Here is a 22,161-nt window from a genome sequence, read left to right as displayed (position 1 = left end):
CTATAGCTGATACAGGGGAAAGCTGATAGCTGATATGAGACATAATCGGCGGACTTTTTTGCAACAAGCTAGTTTGGCGCTAGGGGCGCTGGGAGTGAGCCAAACGGTGTTATCACTCTTGAGCAAGCCAAGCTCGGCGGTACCGCTATTAGACCGCTACTTACAGGCATTAGCACAACCTGGGGCGCGGAAGTTGGCGCTACTGGTGGGTATTAACCAATACCCACGCGGTACAGCCCTCACGGGTTGTGCCATCGATGTCGAACTTCAACGAGAGCTGTTAATTCATCGTTTTGGGTTTAATGCCAGCGACATTCTGACGCTGACGGATAGCCAAGCGACGCGGGAAAATATCGAAACGGCATTTCTAGAGCATCTGAGCGAACAAGCCGTTGCTGGAGATGTAGTGGTTTTTCACTTCAGCGGTTATGGAAGTCGTGTCAATCTCACGTCTGAGTCGCCACTGGCGATCGCTACGGCGGAAACTGACCTCAACCTTCAGGACTTTAAGCGCTCCACTAATACATTGGTACCAGTGGACGGGATAGCTGCGGGTAAAGGAGGAGCCGCCAATGGGCTACTAGAAGAAACACTGTTGTTGTTGTTGCGATCGCTGCCGACGGACAATGTTACAACTATCCTCGATACCAGCTACGCCGGGAACGGTGAGACTCTCCAGGGAACCTTGCGAGTCCGTACTAGCCCCACCGCACCCAGCGACGGTTTTAGCCTCGCAGAGCTGGCGTTTCAAGACCAACTGCTACAACGGCTCAAGTTATCACGAGAACAGCTCCAGCACCAAGACAAGCTCAATCAGATGCCAGGAGTTGTACTAGCGGCTGCCGGCCCTAGTCAGCAGGCAACGGAAAGACAATGGGGAGGATTTAGCGCTGGCTTATTTACCTATGCCCTGACGCAACATCTGTGGCAAGCTACCCCAGCAACCACCATACAAGTTAGCCTCAGTCGCGCGGCTGGTCTGGTCGAGCAACTAGTGGGCAAAGACCAACAGCCAAGGCTAACGGGGCAAAAAAGCCAAGAACACCTCCTGCTGGGACAGTACCTACCGCCCGATCCCGGTCTGGGTGCAGATGGTGTTGTCAAGGGGCTGGAAGACAATGGCAAAACGGCATTGCTCTGGCTAGCCGGATTACCCGCACTGGTTCTGGAGCATTACGAACCCAATTCTGTAGTGACGTTGTTACCAACTCAAACAAACAAATCTGAAGAGTCCTCTGCTGACAGCGGCATTTCCGCTGTCAGCGCCGCATCTAAGCCCCTCCAGCTTCAGATTCGGTCGCGGGAGGGTCTGATGGCAAGGGCACGGCTGATCGGCACGGAAGCCCCGGAAAATGACCAAATTCAGATAGGGCAGTTGGTGCGTGAAGCGATTCGGGTATTGCCCCGCCATATCCGCTTAACGGTCGCCCTAGATTCGCACCTAGAACGGATTGAACGGGTGGATGCCACCAGTGCATTTGCCGCAATTTCCTCTGTTTCCTCGGTAGTTGTGGCGGGAGAACAACCCGCCGATTATGTGTTCGGCAAAGTGCATCAGGTTAATGCCGCCGCATCAGGTTCCCCCTCGGCGGCAAAGGATTTGGCGAGCCAGGACGGGAGTGAGGCGGTGATGTCTCAAGGGGGCTATGGGCTGTTTTATCTAGCGGATGATTCGATTCGCAACACCGCAGGCGTGGCTGGGGAGGCAGTGAAGTCGGCAGTCAATCGCCTCACCTATAGGCTGAAAACGTTGCTGGCGGCGAAGCTATTGCGTTTGACCGCCAATGAAGGCGCTTCGCATTTGGGTATCCGAGCCTCTTTGGAGATGGTCAATCCCAATCCGATGACTATCATGCAGCGAGAAAGCTTGCGGGCAACAGCGTCACTGGACAAGAAGGTGCGCGAACTGGCAACGGTGGGATCAGACGTTGGTGTGCCTACGGTGCCAGCGGGGAGCCGCATCCGTTATCGGGTGGAGAACCTCAGCGATCGCCCGGTGTATTTCCTCCTACTCGGAATGGATAGTAGCGGCAGCGCGATCGCGTTTTATTCCGTCGGTTCCTCGCCAGAAGCTGAGGCATTCGATAATAAATCTCCCCTAAAAGATGCCATCATCGCTCCTCAATCAACATTCAGTGTGCCCGATCCCGATGCCGCCTTTGAGTGGACGGTGGCTGGCCCTGCTGGGTTGGTGGAAATTCAATTAATCTGTAGTCGGGCACCCTTTACAAAAGCGCTGGCGGCAATGGAAGTTGCTCGTCGTCCCAAAGGAGAAAGCGAGCGGATTAGTGACTTATTTAACCCCTTAGAGGTCTCTAGGGCAGTGTTGCAAGACTTACATCAAGCCAGTGTGATGCAAAAGCCAGAGACTTCTGCCGCCGTTACAGACGTGATGGGTACAGTTTCCGATAGCTACGTGCTGGATATGAACGCTTGGGCAACTCTTAGCTTCGTTTATCAGGTGGTATAGAGAAATTCAGCCCTGTAAATACTCCTTGTGCGCCTTGGCTGTTTAAGAGCGATCGCGCACAAATCTGGGATGAACGGTTATCCTCACGTCAGCACTCAGAACTTTATAGAATGAACCTTCAAGACTTTCTCTTGTCAGACGATCCCGATCTTTGGTTGGATCGAGGTAATGAATTTTTTAACCTGCAAAATTATCAAGCAGCGATCGCTGCCTACAAGCAAGCCGTTGAACTCGAACCTAACTTTGCTCTGGCTTGGTATAACCAAGGCATTGTGCTAGCTGAGTTACAGCGCTACGATGAGGCGATCGCTGCCTATGACCAAGCCCTGCAAGTTGAGGGGGACTGGGGCGACCGAACACCTGCTGATGCTTGGTTTGACCGGGGTAATGTTTGGCTAAACTCGCAATGCTTTGAAGAAGCGATCGCCTCCTATGACCAAGCCCTGCAAACTCAGCCAGAAAACGCACTCGCCTGGAGTAACCGAGGGAAGGCATTACTTCAGTTAGAGCAGGACGCAGAAGCCATTGCCTCCTTTGAGCAAGCCCTGCAAATCGCCCCTGACCTGGCTGAAATTTGGTTTGTCCGAGGCGCAATATTATACGATTTGCAGCAGCATCAAGAAGCAGTCAGCTCCTTTGAGCAAGCCCTTGAAATCGACCCTAACCTAGTTGAAGCTTGGGAACTGCAAGGAAATGACTTACTCAACTTGTATCGCTACGAAGAGGCGATCGCTTCCTACGACCGAGCGATTCAAATCAAGCCGGATTCCTCTGATGCTTGGTACGGTCGAGGTTTAGCCTTACATGTTTTGAGGCGCTACCAAGAAGCCGTTATCGCTTTTGATCGAGTAATTCCTGTTAAGCCCGATCTGGTTGACCTGTGGCTTCTCCAAGGGTTTGCCTTGGCGGAACTACAACGGGAGTTAGAAGCCCTCGTCTGCTGCGATCGAGCGCTACAACTGCAAGCTGATCTGCCGGAGTGCTGGTTTCTCCGAGGCGTTGTGCTGGCAAAATTACAACAACACGACGAAGCGATCGCCGCTTGCGATCGAGCGATTCAACTTGATGGCGATCGCTATCTAGGTTGGTACGGCAAAGCCTGCTGTTATGCCTTACAAGACAACATTGAGCTAACCCTACAACACCTCAAACAGGCAATTGAACTCGCTCCCCAATGTCGAGAAACAGCAAAAACTGACTCCAGTTTTGCCACTATTCGCTCCCACGAGCAGTTCCAAGAATTGATTAGCTAGTAGAGAAGGATTGGCAGAGCAACTCTACAAATACTTCTTCAACAACAACTCCAACTTCTGCTTCGTCGCCGCCGGAACCTTATCCAATTGTGTCAAAATCGCATACTTCAACGCCGAGTGAGCCTCGGATGTTGGCGGATTTTCGCTCAGACGCCGCACAGTTTCCTGAATCACCTTCTGAGCATTCACCGCATTACGTTGTAGATTCCCAATCACCATCTCTACAGTGACACTGTCATGATCAGGATGCCAGCAGTCGTAATCTGTCACCAGCGCCAAAGTGGCGTAGGCAATTTCTGCTTCTCTGGCTAACTTTGCCTCTGGTAAATTTGTCATCCCGATGACCGTTGCCCCCCAACTGCGGTAGAGGTTAGATTCAGCTTTTGTAGAAAAGGCTGGGCCTTCCATACAAACGTAAGTTCCGCCGCGATGGAGGGTAACATCCGGGAGATTTAAAGAGGCGATCGCGTCTGCTACTACCCCCGCTAGGTGATTGCAAACCGGGTCAGCAAAGGCAATGTGAGCCACAATCCCTTCCCCAAAAAAGGTCGAAACGCGATTCTTTGTCCGGTCGATAAATTGATCCGGAACCACCATATCCAACGGTTTCGCTTCTGCTTTTAGAGAACCTACCGCCGAGGCTGAGATCAGATATTCCACACCCAACTGCTTCATGGCGTGGATATTGGCGCGAAAGGGCAATTCCGACGGCATCAGATGATGATTACGTCCGTGACGCGCCAGGAAAGCCACAGGCGTCCCATCCAGGGTTCCCACAATTAAGGCATCAGAAGGCGAACCAAAAGGCGTATCAATCTGTACCTCTTCCACATCTTTGAGGGCTTCCATTTTATAAAGCCCGCTACCGCCAATCACCCCAATCTTCGCTTCAGCCATTGTTTTTGCCTTGTCCTGTCGTCGCTGTGCAATGCCAAGCTATTTTATAGCAAAGTCCTGAGTCGATGAGTTTAAGATTCAACCAGCACTTGCTTTTAGAGAATCAGGAATACCCTAATCTCTGGGGCGACTGCTACATCTAAAACCGACTAATCAAACATAAAAAAGTCCGCCGTAGCGGACGTAGATTCATCTAAAGGTGGTGTGAGTTAGTTACTGTATCAACCTTCAAAGCTATCTATATCATTCCTGGGCCCTTACCACGCTGATCTTTTTCCATCGTCAATTCGCCTTCTTTATCTTCGTTTGCCTCAGCAATTTCTTCAGCGCGTTCTGCTTTGTCTTGGTCGTCTTCTTGCGCCATATCCCCCGGTTCGTTGACGTACATTTCGGGTTCAATTGCATAGTTATTGGTCAAACCCTCTTTATCAGTGGTGTAACCCTCGGTTGTGTTGATGCTATCCGGACGAGCCGCTTCCTTGTCAGTTCCGGCAGCGGCATTTTTATCTTGATTCGGAGTTGCTTTAAACTGATCTCCTTCTCGCTCTTTGCGAGCGGCTGTTTCTGCTGGCACAATACCCCGGTCATAGGTATCGACATCAGCACTAACTTCTTGTTTTGGAGTTTTTTGATCTTTATTCACGAATATTTTCCAAAAAAATTTTGTATCAACTATTACAGTGTCGGAGTGTCTGTAGTAGTTTGCATCTATCCACAGTGCTAACTTTTTTGTAATAATAAATCTCAAGCTAGTTGGTTTTAAAAAAGAGTCAAATGGTTTTATAACAATACGATTAAAATGTTAATTTATGTTGCAGAAGTACTGTAGATAGCCCAAATTCTGAATAACAATTTTGGCAGTTTCCAAACAAAATTTGCTCTCGCTCTGCTATTTGATTAGAGAGTTAATTCAGGTGGTTTTAACAACCAAAAGCCGCTGTAGGTCATGCCTGACTCGTCAGGTTGCACGACCAAAAAATGCAATCCTTTGCTCGGTAACTTGCGCTCTTCATAAGTCCGTGCGGCGGCGGCAACTTCTGAGTCTTCAAAAGTAGCAACAATCCAACGGTCAACCAACCCGGCATGTAATACCAAGCCATCGGGAGGCCCGATGATGTAGTTGAGTGCCACGGGTTGAGTATTCTGTAGCCAATGCGCCAACCGCATAGACTGGCGTCCTCCATAAATCACCACGCCGGGGATGGGTACGGTGGAGGCTAAACCGAGATTGAGGGGCAAAAGAAACTCTGGCATCTGCAAAATGGGAATGGGGCGATCACTAAATGCCTCTACCAATTGACCCGCAGGTAGCGTTGCAAAGCGCCAGCGATCGCCCCAGAGATGATCCGGGAGCGGGACAGGAGGGGGTTTATCAAGGGCTAAGGGGTCGTAACCCGGAAGGTTAGCGGTTCGTTCCTGTAACCATTGCTTCAAAGCGGTTGTGCGTCGGGTCGGGTCGATTTTGATCCCGAGTTGCTGCCCTGCTGCCTGAAATATCTCTAGGCACTGGGGGCGAAAAATTTGCATGACTTCTGGCAACTGCTGCCTAGTCGCCGCCTGTTGCAGTTGCGACAGCAGCCAGTCAATGTTGACTTCTGTTTGGGGGCAGATTGCCTCGTAGGTAAAGCGGCGTGTCGGATCACAGAGTAGCAGTTCCCACAGCGTCTGCCCTTGTTGATCTTGCTGGGGACGCCGATAAAAATCAGCTTGCCAAATAGCCATATTATGTTGAGTTTTTAACTATAGCAATCCTAGATGATTTATGAAGTTTTATATCTCTCTTTTCTGGGTGTTTAAGCGCGGTTACCGTGGGTCGAACCCATCCGATACAGCCGCCATCAGGTATTCGAGACTAATCTTTAGCTCCCCCAATGGCAGCCGTATCGGTAAAGGCGATCGCCCACAGCGATCGCCTTTACCGAGCGCGCCGAGAAATTTACACCTGTTGAATTCGATCCCCACTAATTAGGCGGATTGAGTATCCGTCCCCTCTGGAGAATCATAAACGCCCCAATCTTGAATCCCTCGGTCGCTCAAGATGGGTTTGGCACGATTAATTTCGTCCTCTGTACCCTCTACTATGACCAAAGAAGCACTTCCAATCAGGCGATCGCTATAAATTCTCGCTTGTTCTTCGGGAATGCTTAAATCAGACAGCGCCTTCACCAAACCATTAGCAGCAGCGGTTCCCAGCCCCAGCCCTGCCGTGGCACTGACTAGAGCGACACCAAGACTACCAGCGGCTAGCACAGGGCCGACGCCGGGAATAGCGAGACTACTTAGACCCACTAAGATAGTGCCCCAGAACGTACCTGTGGCAACGTTAGCAATTACTGCTGTGGGAGTATTTACATCTTGTTCACCAATGCGATCGCTCATTTTGGCACCAGCAAGCTCTTGGTTCTGCTCTGCCTGCTTGGCAATGAGGGAAACGTTATCCATCGAAAAGCCGGAAGCTTTCAATTCATTTAGTGCTTCCTTGGCTTCTTCAGGGTTGGAAAATACTCCAACGGCACGTTTGTGAGCAGTTACAACCATATTTTCCTCCGTCTACTTTTTCAGCTGAATGCTTACAAAAGCAGAATTATTTCATCATTTACATTGATATAGTTGTGCTTTTAGATCGAGTACTCATCAATCTAGAGATGTAGAGAAGTGCCATCTTAGGTGTAGTAACGCCAGCCCACCTGAAAAAGTAGCCGACTTTGTAAGGCGAGAATTTGCGGTTAAATTAGTAAGTACCGTTCCGGCGTTTAGTGGTCTTGACACTACTTTTGACGCCTTAGAAAGCGACGGTGACGAATCCCCAGCCGCTCGACTTGTTCACCTTTTAACGAATTTTTATCTAAATGTCTATGAACCCTGCTCTGACTAAATTTGGCACCGAAATGTCCAACCTCACCGGGGTACGGGCAATCATGAAAGACATTATCGAAACACTGCGAGCTGGGGGCGGACAGGAATTTATTAATCTCAGTGCGGGAAACCCAGTGATTTTGCCAGAGGTTGAGCAACTGTGGCGAGATTGCACGGCGGAACTTTTGGCGAGTCAGGAGTACGGCGAGGTAGTTTGCCGTTACGGCTCTAGTCAGGGATATCAGCCCCTGATTGAGGCGATTGTTAAGGATTTCAATCAGCGCTACGGATTGAATTTAAGCGATCGCAATGTCCTGATTACCCCAGGTTCGCAGTCAATCTACTTCTACGCCGCCAATGCCTTCGGAGGCTACGACAAGCAAGGCAATCTTAAACAAGTCGTTTTGCCCCTCAGCCCGGAATACACAGGATACGGCGGCGTCAGCTTAACGCCAGAATCCGTAATTGCCTACAAACCCACCTTGGAAGTTGACGAGGCGGCGCATCGCTTTAAGTATCGCCCGGACTTCAGTCAGTTGAAACTGACAACCAATACAGGTTGCGTCATTTTCTCTCGTCCCTGTAACCCCACCGGAAACGTCCTCACGGATGAAGAGGTACAAAAAATTGCAGATTTGGCAGCACCTGATGATATTCCCGTGCTGATCGATTCCGCCTATGCCCCTCCCTTCCCGGCGTTGAATTTCACCGAAATGACGCCCTCCTTTGGTGGCAATCTCTTGCACTGTATGAGCCTATCTAAGGCAGGGCTACCAGGGGAACGGATTGGAGTGGCAATTGGCGATCCGAAGTTAGTCGGGATATTGGAGTCGTTCCAAACAAACTTGTGTATTCATTCTCCCCGTTATGGGCAAGCGATCGCCGCCCGTGCGATCGCCTCTGGTGCCTTAGCGGATATTGCGGAAAATGTGATTCGTCCCCACTACCAGCAAAAGTTTAAGGTGCTGGAGGATACCCTCGATCAATTCATGTCTAAAGACCTGCCGTGGTTTTTACATCGTGGCGAAGGGGCGATTTTTGCCTGGTTGTGGCTCAAAGACTTGCCGATTACCGATTGGGAGTTTTATCAGCAACTCAAGCAAGTGGGCATCATTGTTGTGCCGGGTAGTTCATTCTTCCCTGGTTTGCGAGAAGATTGGCCTCACAAAGCCGAATGTATCCGCATCAGCCTCACCGCTAGCGATGAAGAAATCGCCATCGGGATGCAGCGTCTAGCGGGAGTGGCGGAACAAGTGTATCGGCAAGCCGCATTACCCGTCGGCGGATAAACGATGTTTTATCGAAAGCGCCGTAAAACCCTGCGCTTTCAAGGCGGGGATATAAGGCGGGATATTATGGGAACTCGATGTTCCAATAATATCCAATGAGCTTGGCTACCAGCCCGTAAATTGGGATATAGTTATGTCAAGTTAATTGACATAAAATGCTAGTCTTTGAGGCTAAATTACAAGGAACAGACGGGCAGTACCGCGCAATGGACGAAGCGCTACGTACTGCCCGTTTTGTTAGAAATAGCTGCCTCAAATACTGGATGGATAACCAAGGAATAGGGAGGTACGACCTAAACAAGTACTGCAAAGTTTTGGCAGATAATCCTGAATTCCCTTGGGTAAAGAAGCTTAACTCAATGGCACGTCAGTCAATGGCGGAAAGAGCCTGGAGTGCGATTGCTAAATTCTTCGATAATTGCCAAAAGCACTTACCAGGGAAAAAAGGATATCCACGCTTCAAAAAGCATCAAACAAGAGCAAGTGTTGAGTACAAGACTAGTGGATGGAAGCTTACGTCCGACAGAAGGAGTATTACCTTCACCGATGGATTTGAAGCTGGAACGTTTAAGCTGTGGGGAACTCGCGACTTACACTACTACCAAATAGAACAAATCAAAAGAGTGCGAGTAGTACGTCGTGCTGATGGCTATTACGCCCAGTTTTGTCTGAATGTAGAGCGAAAAGAGTTGCGAGAACCAACTTTTAAAACTATTGGGCTAGATGTGGGATTGACTCACTTCTATAGTGATAGTGACGGGACAACCATTGAAAACCCGCGTCACCTGCGTAAAAGTGAGAAGTCCCTTAAACGCCTGTCTAGGCGAATGAGTAGGACTAAACTTGGTTCTAATAATAGAGCCAAGTTGAGAAATAAACTGGCGCGAAAACACCTCAAGGTAAGTAGGCAGCGTAAAGACTTTGCCGTGAAGTTGGCAAGGTGCGTAGTCCAGTCTAACGACTTGGTAGCCTACGAGGACTTGAAGGTGAAAAACATGGTGAGGAATCGCCATTTGGCTAAGTCAATTAGTGATGCGGCGTGGACGCAGTTTCGTTCTTGGGTAGAGTATTTTGGAAAAGTGTTTGGAGTAGTTACGGTTGCCGTGCCGCCTCATTACACCTCCCAAAATTGCTCTAACTGCGGAAAAGTCGTCAAGAAAGCTTTGAGTGTAAGAACGCATATTTGTACTCAATGCGGACACACTCAAGACAGAGACTGGAATGCTGCTCGAAATATATTAGAAAAGGGATTGCGTACTGTAGGGCATACAGGAACGTCGGTTCGGCTTCGCTCACCGAGCGTAGTCGAGGTGAACGCCTCTGGAGAGACTGACCAATACTTGGGTGAGGAAACTCCTCCAAGTAAGTCAACTCGTGGAAAGAGGAAACCCAAAGAGTAATCTTTGGAATCCCCGCACCTTTTAGGTGCGGGGAGGATGTCAAGTTCATCAGCAAAAAAATCGTGATAGGAGTGGGAGTAGTTTTTGTGCGGGTACTAGTTGCATCACAAAGTCATGGGAATAGTCAAAGGAGATCAGTTGGTGTCTAGCTGGTTACAAATCGGCAAAATTGTTGCACCCCAAGGTTTGAAAGGGGAACTACGGATTTATTCCAGTTCAGATTTTCCCGAACGGTTTGAGATACCAGGACAGCGTTGGCTAATGCGCCCCGGTGAAACTGAACCCGAAACCGTAAAACTGCTGCGGGGGCGTGGTGTCCCTGGCAAAGGACTGTACATCGTGCAGCTAGCTGGGGTAGAAACTCGCGAACAGGCAGACGCCTTGCGGGGGGCGCAACTTTTGGTGCCGGATAGCGATCGCCCTCAGCTTAAAGAAGACGAATACCATGTGCAGGACTTGCTGACTCTAGAAGTCTTCAATCAACTGACGGGGGAAGCAATCGGCGTGGTTGTGGATGTGATTCCGGCGGGAAATGATTTACTTGAGGTACAGCTACACCAGCAACCGGAACCTGAAGCACCGAAGCCAGAAGTGCCTCTACCAAACCGCCTCAGTAAGCAACGCCAAGCCAAAGCGAAGCGGAAAAAAGTAGTAAAACCTACCACGGTTTTGATTCCTTTTGTTAAGGCGATCGCACCAGTCGTAGACCTGGAAAGCCGTCGCATTGAAATTACTCCCCCACCCGGTTTACTAGAAGTTAACGAGAATGTAGCAGAGGAGGAATAAGCGGCTCCGACAAAGCGGCGGCTACGGCGTGCAGGGTTTTGGTATTTCTCACCATGCGGGAATGAATAAAAACCGACAGCTTTACCTCTCGACCGATAGGCATCTGCGAACTTTGGGCAGGCACAATAATAAAATCCCACGGCGTCCAGATAGAAGTGAAGTTGAGGCGTTCCAGCATCTCGACATCTCGAGCTAAATCTGCAATGAAAGGACTCCCCGGACGCATCTGCACGCAGCCAAGGCGTGATGAGAGGTACGCCATCTGAGTGCCTTGATGAGGCGCAGAGATGGTGATCAATCGCTGCACGCGGTCAATACCGCCCAGTCGCTGCACGTAGTAGCGTGTCACCAAACCTCCCATACTCAAGCCCACCAGATCCAGAGGTTGATCCGGCGCAAAGGTCTGATCGATGTAATCTGCCACTTGAGCGGCTAATTGGTTGAGTCCTAAGCTGCCATTGTTGGGTTTTAGGTTGAAGCTGTAGGTAGACCAACCCCGATCGCTCAAGAATGTAGACATTCTGTGGAAAATGGCAGAGGTTCTGATGATGCCGTGTACTAGTAGGACGGGGTTGCGGGTGTTGGAGTTATTGGTCATGAGAGCCTAAAAGCGCTGACTTTCTTTAAGGGCGATCGCTTCTCACCAAGGCTTCGCCTACTTCTAATTTCCTACCTTGAGCGGCAATCGGCTCAGAAAGTGCGGCTTCCACAGCTTTGAGGCTTCTCGAATCGCTCAACATCAAAGAATGTAGAGGAACAGGCAGTATCACCTCTTTTCCTACAGGTAGCTGAGAACTATGTGCCGGAAAAATCATCAAATCCATCGGCGTCCAGATGTAAGTCACCTGAATGCGTCCTAGAGTCTCGGCAACATCTTGATTCAAATCATCCAGAAGCGGGCTACCAGGGCGCATCTGCGCGCAACCTAGATGCCAAGATAAGTAGCCCACAACCGTACCGTTGTTGGGGGCAGAAATGTTGATATAGCGCTGTACTCGTTCTATTCCTCCCAAACGCTGGAGGTAGTAACGCGTCACAATTCCCCCCATGCTAAAGCCAACCAAATCGATGGGTTGATTGGGGGCAAAGTTTCGGTCGATATAATCAGTGACTTGCGCGGCGAGGCGCTCTAGTCCCATAGAACCATTGTTAGGGGTCAGGTTAAAGCTATGTACCCGCCAACCCTTCTGGGCAAGGTAAGCCGACATGCTATTAAATACAGTCGTTGTATCGCTGATACCATGAACGAGTAAAACGGGATTGCGCTGAATTGCACTGTTCATCTTCGGTCTGGTTAATCTATGACTTGATTTATCCCTAGTCTAGATAGCGCTGTGAGCAGGTGACGCATAGGAGTGTTACACCCTACTGATTGGCATCAGCTTGAGCGAGAACTATGAGATAATCGTGAGTGTTTATAAAGTAAGTTAAGTCCGCACTATTTTCTGAGCAGAATCAGCGTCACTGTATCCAAATCGGACAGTAGTAAAGTTTTGTAAAGAAGACAGACAGAATCTTGCACATGTCTGCCATAAAAATTGATAATTCGATCTGGCTGACAATTTTGCAAACCCAGATATACAAGAAGTCATGATTAACTGGGCAGTTGCAGTAATAGTTTTGTAGAAGTATAGAAGCGTCGCCTCCAACGTTGGGGGCTGTAAAGAATTCATCTAATCACCAGGAGTATTAGTAAATGTTTGGTTTTATCAAAAAAATCTTTAGCGGTCTTGCCGCATTTTTTGGCGGGATTTTGGGCGGGAAGAAATCTGACGCCAAATCTGAAGACAAGTCCTTACCCGCCCCCAAAGGCAAAAAAGGCAGTGGATATTTCCTAGAGCTAGACGAAACTGGTGATGTGAAGCCAGTCAGCCAAGAGAAAACCTCAGCATCAACCAAAGCCAAAGCCGAGCCGACAGCATCAACTAAAGCCAAAGCCGAGCCAACAGCATCAACCAAAGCCAAAGCCGAGCCGACAGCATCAACCAAAGCCAAAGCCGAGCCAACAAAAACCGAAAAGCAACCAGAACCGGCTAAAGCAGCGGTGGCGACAGTCGAGCGCCCCAAAGGCGAATCGGCAAAAACCGAAAAGCAGCCAGAATCTAAAAAGAAAGCTGCTGCCAAAGAAGTGAAAGAAGTGAAAGTCGAAGCTCAACCCAACCCCCCAGCCGCCAATAATGGCAAGTCTCACTCGACATTTGCTCCCAACTATTTAATCTCCCCCGCCAATAACGATCGCCGTCGCCCTGGCCCTAGCATGGATACGTTCCGAGACATGGCACGTCAGGTCAACACACGGAATACTTAATTCAGCACAACTTTTAGCTAGAAGTGCATAAGTTCCTCGCTCAAGAGCGATCGCTAAAAAGAGAACATCCTAACTCGTGAAAGTTGCCCCACTACCTGAACTAGTGGGGCTTTCTTTTTAGATCAGTCTTGACCATTGGTTGCACAGTCGGCTTGCTGGGAGTTGGATTTGAGCCAACGACTGGCGATCGGCATCCGCCAGCCTGTACCAAAGGCGCGGTCAGTAATTTTGATGCCTGGGGGTGCCTGTCGGCGTTTGAATTCTGCACGGGCGACTAATCGCATCACTTGATCGACGATCACCGGATTGTGACCTGCCTTGACAATCTCGGCGGAGGATTGGTGGTGATGAATCATCCGACTCAAGATGTCATCTAAGACTTCATAGGAGGGTAGAGAGTCTTGGTCAAGTTGACCGGGTTTGAGTTCGGCACTGGGGGGTTTGGTGAGGATATTTTTGGGGATTGGCGATCGCGACGCACTCGTTGCCATTCCTTTCTGATTTAACCACTGACACAGGGAGTAGACGCGGGTTTTGGGAACATCGGCAATCACGGCAAGCCCGCCGTTCATATCGCCGTAGAGGGTGCAATAGCCGACTGCCATTTCTGATTTGTTGCCTGTGGAGAGGAGGAGATAGCCAAACTTGTTGGCAACTGCCATTAGTAAATTGCCCCGAATCCGGGATTGAATATTTTCTTCGGCAATGCCAAATTCTGTCCCCGCAAAGAGGGGTTCTAAGGTTTTGTCGTACCCTTGCATCAACTCCCCAATCGGCAGGGTGTGAATCGTGATGCCCAAGTTGGCGGCTAGTTCTTCGGCGTCGGTAATTGAATGTTCAGAACTGTAGGGTGAGGGCATAAGAATGCCAAAGACATTTTCTGCACCTAAAGCCGCTGTAGCGATCGCTGCTACTAACGAGGAGTCAATCCCGCCACTGAGTCCAATTACAACCTGGGAAAAGCCACACTTGCGGGTATAGTCGCGCACCCCCAATACCAGGGCTGACCAAATTTCCTCATCTTCACTCCTGGGAACTGGAGCAATTTTGGAGGGAAATAAGTCAAGCGATCGCTCATCAAATTCTACAATCGCTAAATCTGTCTCAAAGGCGGCGGCTCGACAGACTATTTCCCCATCCCGATTGAAGGCAACACTTCTACCATCAAACACCAAGTCATCATTCCCCCCAACCTGGTTGGTATAAATCATCGGCTGCTGGTAACGCTTGGCACCATGCCTTAACATCGCCTCCCGTAGCTTTTGCTTGCCGAGGCTGTAGGGAGACGCGGAGAGGTTGACGATGAAATCAACGCCCTGTTGCGCTAAATCAGCGATTGGATCAGCTTGGTAGCTGCGTTTGCCCCAAAACTCTTCATCATTCCACAAGTCTTCGCAGATGGTGACGCCGATTTTTAAGGCTGAATCTTGGGTGCTTGTTTCTGAGTCGAGAGGGGTAAGAGTAAAAGAATTACTTTGTAGCCCCGGTTCAAAGTAGCGATATTCGTCGAAAACATCGTAGGTGGGTAAGAGGCGTTTGTGAAAGATTTGTTGCACCTTACCCGCCTCTAGGAGGGCAATGCTGTTAAATAGCGGCTTACCCCCAGCCTGCTGGGCTTTGGGATTGGGTTCAACGGTGCCGACTAAAACCGCTAGCTGGGGAGGCAAATCCTGCGCCAGTTGCTGCAAGGTGGCAGATATTTCCTCAACGAAGCCCGGATTTAGCAACAAGTCCCGTGGAGGGTAGCCGCATAGGGAAAGCTCTGGTGTCAGCAACAGGCGGGCATTTTGCTCAACTGCTTGTTTTGCCAGCTGAAGGATTTGTTGGACGTTACCAGAAATGTTGCCAATAGTGGGATTGATTTGGGCGATCGCAATTTTCATAGTGGTTAACCTAAATAACTTGTCTCAGCGCTAATCTTTACTAAGTAATACCAATTCTCTAAATGCTTGCTACAGATAATTTTTTTTGCTCCCCCTTTTTTAAGCCCTGTTGGGGGAATTAATAGGTAGCCCCTTAAAAGAGAAATGGTATAAATAGGCGGAAATAAATCAAATGTAAAGTAGTGTAATATTTTAATGATTTTGTAGCGAGGGCTTCAACTTTGTTTTGAGTCTTTAGCTCTTATGACAAACCTTTAATTATTTACGCCTACTTACTTAACCGAATCTCAGTTGAGAAGTTCTTGATAATAATTCTCTAGTTCATCAGGCAGATAAACTGTAGTTTTTAAAGCTTTATTCTTTAGATTAAAAGCTTTCATGATTTTGATTTTGCCGAGAAATTCCAGGTCATGGGATATAACTAAAAGAGCGCCGCTATACTCCTCCAACGCTTCAACAATCTGCTCAACAGTTTCTATATCTAGGTTATTCGTCGGTTCATCAAGAACCAGCAAATCAATTTCACAAATCCCCACGATTGCCAGCGTTAACCTCGCCAGTTCCCCACCACTTAACATGGCAACGCTTTTATGCACTTCATCGTTAAAAAATAGAAAATTTCCTAGCTGCTGTCTCAAAACTTGATAATCGAGGCTTGAGTTCGCTTGTTGCATATTTTCGATAATTGTCTTTTCTCTATCTAGCAGTTCATAATTTTGATCGAGATAGACAATCTTCATTCCTGGAGAAACTGAAATTTCTCCTGATTCAAAACAAATCGAATCATCCTTGATGTTATTCAAAATCGCCTTGACAAAGCTAGATTTTCCGGCACCGTTAGCACCGGAAATAGTCACGCGATCGCCATAAGATAGATGAAACTGAATATCCTCAACAAGGCAAGCATTCCCTACCCTTAAATTTGCCCCTTGAATATCAATTAAATTTTTTCCTCGTTTACTACTCCCCTCTTCTAAACGAATATTTGTAACCTTATTTTTCCTAATTTTTAACTCTTCAATCTTTTGATTAGCTTTCGCCACGGCTACCTGATGCTTAGTAGAAGCCTTGCCAGCAGAGGCAGATGCCATTTCTGCAAAACCGCCTCGTTCTGCTCTCCCCATGCTTCTGTCTTGCGCTTGAAGTCGCCCTTCTCGTCGAGAGCGATCGGCACGTTGTTGTTCTTTTGCCGCCGCGTCTTTAGCACGCTTTAGCTCTTTTTTAGCCGCCTCTCGGTTCCTGAGAGTTGCTTGTATATCTGCTTCCTTTTGCTCTCTGTAAAGCGAATAATTACCTCCATAAACTTTTATGCAACTAGCAGTTAAGTCCCACGTTTTATTTACAACTTGGTCTAGGAAAAATGGTTTATGAGAAACAATTACAAAAGCACCGGAAAAGTTATTCAAAAAGGTTTTGAGACTTTCTAAGGCGCAGAAGTCCATGTGATTGGTTGGCTCATCCAGTAACAAAACCTCAGGATTTTGGCACAAACCCATTGCTAGAAATAACTTGGTAATCTCTCCCCCACTCAAGCTACCTACAGGCAAGGATAAATCCAGGGTAGTACTAAGCTGAGATTCTAAAATGTTTGTCACGTCCCACCATTCATCGGTGATAGAACTGAGGAAATTTAGAACTGTCCTATCTCTGTTTTCGCGGTGAATAGTGCTAATTTGCGGCAGATAATAAACTGAGCCGTGACTAATAACTGAACCAGAACTTGGCTGAATTTTATCAGCCAAAATTTTCAGCAACGTTGATTTACCAACGCCATTAGCACCAATTAAGGCAACTTTATCCCCTGGGTTGATTCCCGCATTAATTCCTCGAAAGAGAGTTCTCCCTAGGGGAAATGTATAAGCTACATCAGCGGCAAATAATAAAGCTTGTTTTTTCATATAAATAGGCAGAAATAAACCAACTTTGTGTTGCGACGTGTTTTCTTTTAATTAGTTCTTAGTCAGGGCTTTATTCATCCCTTTACTATAACCTTTTAATTATTTACGCTGTCCTATTTCTCTTTTCACTTTTGCTTAATAAATTTTATTTAAAATTCCTGCGTTTCTTTGTGTCAAGAAATAGCGCTTTCAGGCTTTCAAGAATAGTAACCTGATACAAAAGACATCAAATAAACACCAACGGCTTATCTTTTAAAGGTGCAAAGGCTTCCGCATCAAAGCGATACAAACTAGCGGGACGCCCAGCTCCTCGTGAAACTTTCAGTCCTGTATCGGATAAGAACCCAAGCTTCAGTAAGCGGGAGCGAAAGTTGGAATAATCGGAGAAATTCTCCCCTAAAACGGTAGTGTAGAGCTGATACAGATCGCTGAGGGTAAAGACTTCTGGTAAGACATCAAAGGCGACGGGGCTATACTCTAGCTTATTGCGAAGACGACGATAACCGTACTCCACAATTTTGTTGTGGTCAAAAGCAAGCTGGGGAAGATGCTCGATCGGATACCAAGCAATACCGCTGACGCCATCAGCAATCAGTTCTGCTTCTTCAAACCGTACTAGGGCGAAGTAACTGACAGAGAGGTAACGCACACCAAAGCTGATGGGGGATTCCCTAGGATCGCGCTCAGGGCCGCCGAAGGTGTAGAGTTGCTCCAGGTACAGGTTATTGACCCGGATTTTTTCTGCCAAAATCCGTTGAGCGGCATCTTCTAAAGATTCTCCCTCACGAACTAATGTTCCTGGTAGGCTCCACTGACCGATATGCGGTTCTTCCTGACGCATCACTAACAGGACGAGGACGCGGTTTTGTTGGGTATCAACGGAAAAGATCGCGTTATCGACGCCGACTTTAAAGTTGGCTAGTGTCTGTTTATTTACCTGCTTGGTGCCGCGTCCTGGCATTCGTACAACTGCTCTTGATGAATGTATTCCTCAACGGGAGCTGCGACAGCTTCTTTATCCCTGTTTTCACGATACGCTGTTGAGGATACTGCTGGTACTTGCAAGTCAGCGATCGCTATTATTGCCCCTAGCTGCGTCAATTCTGCTATTCCCTCCTCATCTATTGAATAGCCCGGACGGGGTACAACCAGCAACTGTACTTGCTTTAACAATTCTTCCACTTGATGCCAACGCGGCATCTGACTCACCAAATCAGAACCAATTACCAATGTCAAATCTACATTTGTACCCCAGTAGCGCCGTGCTTGGGCGACGGTTTCTAAGGTTCTGGGACTGCTAAGGAAGGGATAGAAACCAATATTTCCTTTAGGTGGGGTGGCATTTTCAATCAGCAACCTCAACATCGTTGAGCGATGTTCTAAGGGTGTCTGGTGAGATTTAAAGGGATTATCTGATGCCCAAACTGCAACATGGTCATAGCGATCTGCTAGCCAATTGAGAATGGCTTGATGGGCAGAAGTAGGAGGATCGGCACTAGTACCGAATAAGGCGATGTTGACCATTTTTTTAGTGCTGAGTAGGGGGAGTTTTAATAAACCACAGAGGCACAGAGGGCACGGAGGTAAGAGAAGGAGAGGAAGAGAGGGAGAGTAAAACGGGTAGTAAATCTCTTAAATTTCATACTTCATACTTCATCCTTCACCCTTCATACTTCATCCTTCACCCTTCATACTTCATCCTTCACCCTTCTTTAGCGATAATTTAGAGTCCGCGAGGCTTCTTGCTTTAGGCGTTCTTGGGTTTGGTGGGTTAGCTGCTGGAGAGCCTCTGAGATTTCTACGGTGAGGGGAATTGGCTGATTGAGATGACGGGTTGAGGGGGGAAGGGCGGCGACGTTTTTGGCGGTGCGCTTTTGAATTATCTCTAAAGATTCGGGCGGGTGCAGGCGTTGACCTTGTTTAACTACCAGTTCCAGCAAGGGTTGTTCGTTTTCTGTGGGGGATTCGGTGGCTAATCCTAATCGGTCTTGGATGAATTGATTATTCACACATTGGCGGTAGATTTGCTTGCGTCCGGGATAGGTTTCTTTGCTACTTGACTGCTTCATCGTGGCAATATTATCAATTTCTACTAGTTTGTAGATGCCATTTACCGGATTTCCCGTAACTAGGCGTGTTCCCAATCCATAGCCGTCGATGCAAGCTCCGGCATTTTTGAGCCGAGCAATTTCGTACTCATCCAAGTCACCACTGGCAAAAATGGTGACGTGGGGAAGGAGCGATCGCACTTTTTGAGACAGAGTTGCTAAATCTCCAGAATCCAAACGCACCGCCGCCACTTGAATTTCTCCGGCTCTTTCCCTTTCTGCCAGAGTCTGGGCGGCGGCTACTGTATCGTAGGTATCAATTAATAAAGCAGCACCGTCAAAATAGCGATAGAAGGTGGTAAAGGCATCTTGTTCGCTACTGGAGATGGCAGCGATCGCCATTACCAAAGAATGCGCCATTGTCCCACTGGGCTTACGTCCTAGCTTTAAGGCGGCTAAGACATTTGATGTCGCATCCAATCCACCAGCTAAAGCCGCCCTTGCTGCCCAAACTGATGCTTGGGGGCTAAATGCCCGTCTGGTGCCAAATTCTAGCAACTTCGCCTCTTCCCCAGCACTGTCCCGTAGCCGCGCTGACCGCGTTGCCACCAGTGTTTGATAGTTAATGGTATTGAGGAGATACGTCTCTATCACCTGTGCTTGCCATAGAGGGGCTTCTATCCGCAAAAACGGCTCATTGGCAAAAATCGCTGTTCCTTCTGGTACTGCCCAAACATCGCCTGTAAACTGCCCTGACTGCAATAGCGACCAAAAGCGTTCCGGTACATCCTCAAAAATCCCTGTCCCTTGCAAGGCAGCAATCTGAGCATCGCTGAAACGAAACTTCTCTAAATACTCCAACGCCTGCGCTAACCCCATGGCGATTAAGTAGCCATAACCGTTGGGCAAATGTCTCACAAACATCTCAAAAGACGCCTGTTTTTGCTCTATACCTTCCCCGGTATAGCAAGCTGCCATTGTCAGTTGATACAAGTCGGTTAGGAGGCTGTAATCTTCTGGGCTGATGAGCAATGCTTGGTCTTCATTCGTGCTGAATTGGTCAGGGTACAGGCTGTTGCGGTTAGCGGAACTGCTCATTGCCTCGCCTCATTGGGGTTAACATTTCTAATTATAGTGAGAATTACCAAAATCCTGTCAAGGGGTTAGACAAAAATTACGTAAAAGTCCTGATTCAGCAAGAGTTTTTGCTAAATCTCTGGGAGCGGATAAATTTTGTAATAGTAATTCTTAAAAAATTAGTCAGAGCGATCGCCTCGGTTGGAGATGCGATAGGCTCGTACATATCCCATCAGCAGATTCTGAGGCGATGATACGTTACCTGCATGTATTAAGGCTATTTTGGAGTACAGCGATCGCCGCTGAATTAGAATACAGAATCAACTTTCTGATTGCCGCCTTGAGCAGCTTGACTAACCTCGCTGGCAGTCTATTTGGGCTGTTTTTGTTCTACCGCACAGACTACAACTTCGAGGGCTGGAGTTGGGAAGAAGCATTAATAGTATTAGGAATTTTCACCACCTTACAAGGCGTTGCTGCCACCTTCCTCGTTCCCAACCTCAATCGCATTGTTGATCAAGTGCAGCAAGGTACCCTGGATTTTGTACTGCTCAAACCGATTAGCAGTCAGTTCTGGCTCTCCTCCCGTAGCATTTCTCCTTGGGGACTACCAGATTTAATCTTTGGAGGCGTGCTAACTATCTACGCAGGTATAAAGCTGGGCTTAGAAATTGGAGACTACTTTGTCAGTGCCATTCCGATCTTTTTTGGCATCGTCAGCCTCTACAGCCTCTGGTTTATCTTAGGCGCAACCAGCATTTGGTTTGTCAAAATCTACAACGTCACTGAGGTACTCAGAGGTTTAGTAGAAGCGGGTCGCTACCCCATTGCTGCCTATCCTGCCGCTTATCGGTTCTTTTTCACCTTTGTTGTTCCCGTGGCATTTTTAACCACCGTACCAGCAGAGGCAATGCTAGGTCGTACCCAGTTCGTTTGGGTAGTGGGTGCGGCGGCGTTGGCGTTGGGGTTGCTCTTGGCTTCTATCGTTTTTTGGCGGTTTGCATTGCGATTTTATACCAGTGCTTCAAGTTAGAAGCCAAGGGATAGTGAGGGTCACAAAAGAGGGAAAAATTCGGTAAAAGTGATTTATTGTCCAAAACTCGTCCCAACTCTCAAGCTGCCTCAGGATTGAGTTCAATCATCCTCCGAGTCGTGTAGGTGCCAATTGGACTCCAAATTAGATAAGGAACCAGCAACAGTGCAGCCCATCCAGAAATTGGCAAGACAATAAGAGTCAGCAAAATACCTGCAACGACGCCCAAGCCGCCTAAAAGCGTCCCAACTAAGAGACTACGCGATCGCAATGTTCCGGGAATAAAAGCAACAGTGATCACTTCCAACATCAGGTAGCATCCCATTAGCAACCAAGTTTTCAAGCTACCGGGGTCATTTTCCCAAACAATATAAGCAGAAATTGCGCCACAGACAAAAATCACCGTCCAGATCAACGGGATAGCTGGCTCAAAAAATAGCCAGTTAGGACGCTCCAAGTCCTTCTGCCAAAAGAGATCGCGAGGGCGTAACAAGGCGCTTCCCAAACTAACCAAGAAGGTTACTCCCCCAATCACCATCCAAGATTTAATCATGTCTTTAACCCTCTCTAAATGACATCAGAACTTTCTATCCCTCTGAGGTCAATCTTCTGAAGAAATCTTGATAAATTAACCAAGAATTTTAATCAGTCTGGGGTCATAGTTCGTAGTTTAGGAGTGATCAAGGTAGCGATCGCATTTTTGTCATCCAATTGACATTGACCCGTCATACAAGGGTCTTAGCCTTAGAGATAAGCAAAGATATGCTTTGCTCCTCACACCACACAAATCAAACAAGCCCTCTCAACCTTGCGCTGGGAGGGCTTTTTTTAGAGCAGCAGGGAAGTGTAGCAAAGTGCTGAGTCGGTGAGGAAAGTATGTTCGGCGAAGCCGTTGCCGGAGGCTAGGGTGAAGTATGAAGTATGAAGTATGAAGTATGAAGTATGAAGTATGAAGTATGAAGT

At 48.0% G+C, this 22,161-nt stretch carries 20 protein-coding genes; 7 read left to right on the top strand and 13 right to left on the bottom strand.

Annotation, left to right across the window (positions count from 1 at the left end; genetic code table 11):
• The first annotated feature begins 34 nt into the window (after window positions 1–34).
• Window positions 35–2,470: a caspase family protein gene (locus tag AC5JR3_RS05370; RefSeq protein WP_495843771.1), complete on the top strand. Its 2,436-nt coding sequence runs from the start codon at window positions 35–37 to the stop codon at window positions 2,468–2,470.
• A 110-nt stretch (window positions 2,471–2,580) separates the two neighbouring features.
• The gene (locus AC5JR3_RS05365) at window positions 2,581–3,723 is read left to right on the top strand and encodes a tetratricopeptide repeat protein (RefSeq protein ID WP_495843769.1); all 1,143 of its coding nucleotides are present in this window, start codon (window positions 2,581–2,583) and stop codon (window positions 3,721–3,723) included.
• Between the two features lie 24 nt (window positions 3,724–3,747).
• Here the strand turns inward: AC5JR3_RS05365 and AC5JR3_RS05360 are convergent, their stop codons facing one another.
• The 5 genes from AC5JR3_RS05360 to AC5JR3_RS05340 all read right to left on the bottom strand — a co-directional run bounded on the left by AC5JR3_RS05360 (window position 3,748) and on the right by AC5JR3_RS05340 (window position 7,158).
• Window positions 3,748–4,620: an S-methyl-5'-thioadenosine phosphorylase gene (locus AC5JR3_RS05360; RefSeq protein WP_495843767.1), complete on the bottom strand. Its 873-nt coding sequence runs from the start codon at window positions 4,618–4,620 to the stop codon at window positions 3,748–3,750.
• Window positions 4,621–4,858: 238 nt separating this feature from the next.
• Entirely contained in the window at window positions 4,859–5,269 is a 411-nt protein-coding gene (locus AC5JR3_RS05355; RefSeq protein WP_495843872.1) for a hypothetical protein, read from the bottom strand.
• Between the two features lie 248 nt (window positions 5,270–5,517).
• The gene (locus AC5JR3_RS05350) at window positions 5,518–6,342 is read right to left on the bottom strand and encodes a Tab2/Atab2 family RNA-binding protein (protein WP_495843766.1); all 825 of its coding nucleotides are present in this window, start codon (window positions 6,340–6,342) and stop codon (window positions 5,518–5,520) included.
• A gap of 81 nt (window positions 6,343–6,423) precedes the next feature.
• A complete protein-coding gene (locus tag AC5JR3_RS05345) occupies window positions 6,424–6,582 on the bottom strand; it encodes a hypothetical protein (protein WP_495843764.1) in 159 nt (52 codons plus the stop codon).
• A gap of 3 nt (window positions 6,583–6,585) precedes the next feature.
• Entirely contained in the window at window positions 6,586–7,158 is a 573-nt protein-coding gene (locus AC5JR3_RS05340; RefSeq protein ID WP_495843763.1) for a general stress protein, read from the bottom strand.
• A 317-nt stretch (window positions 7,159–7,475) separates the two neighbouring features.
• On the opposite strand from AC5JR3_RS05340, the gene AC5JR3_RS05335 reads away from it, so the two are divergent.
• The 3 genes from AC5JR3_RS05335 (at window position 7,476) to rimM (ending at window position 10,951) form a co-directional block, all read left to right on the top strand.
• The gene (locus AC5JR3_RS05335; protein ID WP_495843761.1) at window positions 7,476–8,765 is read left to right on the top strand and encodes a valine--pyruvate transaminase; all 1,290 of its coding nucleotides are present in this window, start codon (window positions 7,476–7,478) and stop codon (window positions 8,763–8,765) included.
• A 155-nt stretch (window positions 8,766–8,920) separates the two neighbouring features.
• Entirely contained in the window at window positions 8,921–10,165 is a 1,245-nt protein-coding gene (locus AC5JR3_RS05330; RefSeq protein WP_495843759.1) for an RNA-guided endonuclease InsQ/TnpB family protein, read from the top strand.
• A 114-nt stretch (window positions 10,166–10,279) separates the two neighbouring features.
• Window positions 10,280–10,951, top strand: coding sequence for a ribosome maturation factor RimM (rimM, locus tag AC5JR3_RS05325; protein WP_495843757.1), 672 nt, complete (start codon window positions 10,280–10,282; stop codon window positions 10,949–10,951).
• On the opposite strand, the gene AC5JR3_RS05320 is transcribed toward rimM, so the two are convergent.
• Complete coding sequence (locus AC5JR3_RS05320) at window positions 10,923–11,549, bottom strand: esterase/lipase family protein (protein ID WP_495843755.1); 627 nt, start codon at window positions 11,547–11,549, stop codon at window positions 10,923–10,925. The two genes, rimM and AC5JR3_RS05320, sit on opposite strands and share 29 nt — an antisense overlap.
• A 25-nt stretch (window positions 11,550–11,574) precedes the next feature.
• Complete coding sequence (locus AC5JR3_RS05315; protein ID WP_495843753.1) at window positions 11,575–12,234, bottom strand: esterase/lipase family protein; 660 nt, start codon at window positions 12,232–12,234, stop codon at window positions 11,575–11,577.
• 413 nt (window positions 12,235–12,647) lie between these two features.
• Between AC5JR3_RS05315 and AC5JR3_RS05310 the strand changes: the two genes are divergently transcribed.
• Window positions 12,648–13,259: a hypothetical protein gene (locus tag AC5JR3_RS05310; protein WP_495843751.1), complete on the top strand. Its 612-nt coding sequence runs from the start codon at window positions 12,648–12,650 to the stop codon at window positions 13,257–13,259.
• A gap of 122 nt (window positions 13,260–13,381) precedes the next feature.
• On the opposite strand, the gene AC5JR3_RS05305 is transcribed toward AC5JR3_RS05310, so the two are convergent.
• The 5 genes from AC5JR3_RS05305 to AC5JR3_RS05285 all read right to left on the bottom strand — a co-directional run bounded on the left by AC5JR3_RS05305 (window position 13,382) and on the right by AC5JR3_RS05285 (window position 20,186).
• Entirely contained in the window at window positions 13,382–15,142 is a 1,761-nt protein-coding gene (locus tag AC5JR3_RS05305; protein ID WP_495843749.1) for an NAD+ synthase, read from the bottom strand.
• Window positions 15,143–15,429: 287 nt separating this feature from the next.
• The gene (gene abc-f, locus AC5JR3_RS05300; protein ID WP_495843747.1) at window positions 15,430–17,040 is read right to left on the bottom strand and encodes a ribosomal protection-like ABC-F family protein; all 1,611 of its coding nucleotides are present in this window, start codon (window positions 17,038–17,040) and stop codon (window positions 15,430–15,432) included.
• Window positions 17,041–17,266: 226 nt separating this feature from the next.
• Window positions 17,267–18,001 carry an NUDIX hydrolase gene (locus AC5JR3_RS05295; protein WP_495843745.1) on the bottom strand — a complete coding sequence of 245 codons (735 nt, stop codon included), beginning with the start codon at window positions 17,999–18,001 and terminating at the stop codon, window positions 17,267–17,269.
• Window positions 17,974–18,564, bottom strand: coding sequence for a nicotinate-nucleotide adenylyltransferase (locus tag AC5JR3_RS05290; RefSeq protein ID WP_495843743.1), 591 nt, complete (start codon window positions 18,562–18,564; stop codon window positions 17,974–17,976). The genes AC5JR3_RS05295 and AC5JR3_RS05290 overlap by 28 nt, the downstream gene beginning before the upstream one ends.
• A gap of 188 nt (window positions 18,565–18,752) precedes the next feature.
• On the bottom strand, window positions 18,753–20,186 hold the full coding sequence (locus tag AC5JR3_RS05285) for a nicotinate phosphoribosyltransferase (RefSeq protein ID WP_495843741.1): 1,434 nt from the start codon (window positions 20,184–20,186) through the stop codon (window positions 18,753–18,755).
• A 229-nt stretch (window positions 20,187–20,415) separates the two neighbouring features.
• On the opposite strand from AC5JR3_RS05285, the gene AC5JR3_RS05280 reads away from it, so the two are divergent.
• Window positions 20,416–21,198, top strand: a complete 783-nt coding sequence (locus AC5JR3_RS05280; RefSeq protein ID WP_495843739.1) for an ABC transporter permease — start codon at window positions 20,416–20,418, stop codon at window positions 21,196–21,198.
• Between the two features lie 79 nt (window positions 21,199–21,277).
• On the opposite strand, the gene AC5JR3_RS05275 is transcribed toward AC5JR3_RS05280, so the two are convergent.
• On the bottom strand, window positions 21,278–21,751 hold the full coding sequence (locus AC5JR3_RS05275) for a TspO/MBR family protein (RefSeq protein ID WP_495843738.1): 474 nt from the start codon (window positions 21,749–21,751) through the stop codon (window positions 21,278–21,280).
• Between the last annotated feature and the right edge of the window lie 410 nt (window positions 21,752–22,161).

This window comes from Kastovskya adunca, assembly GCF_059505785.1.
This window is presented reverse-complemented; position numbering and strand designations above follow the sequence as displayed.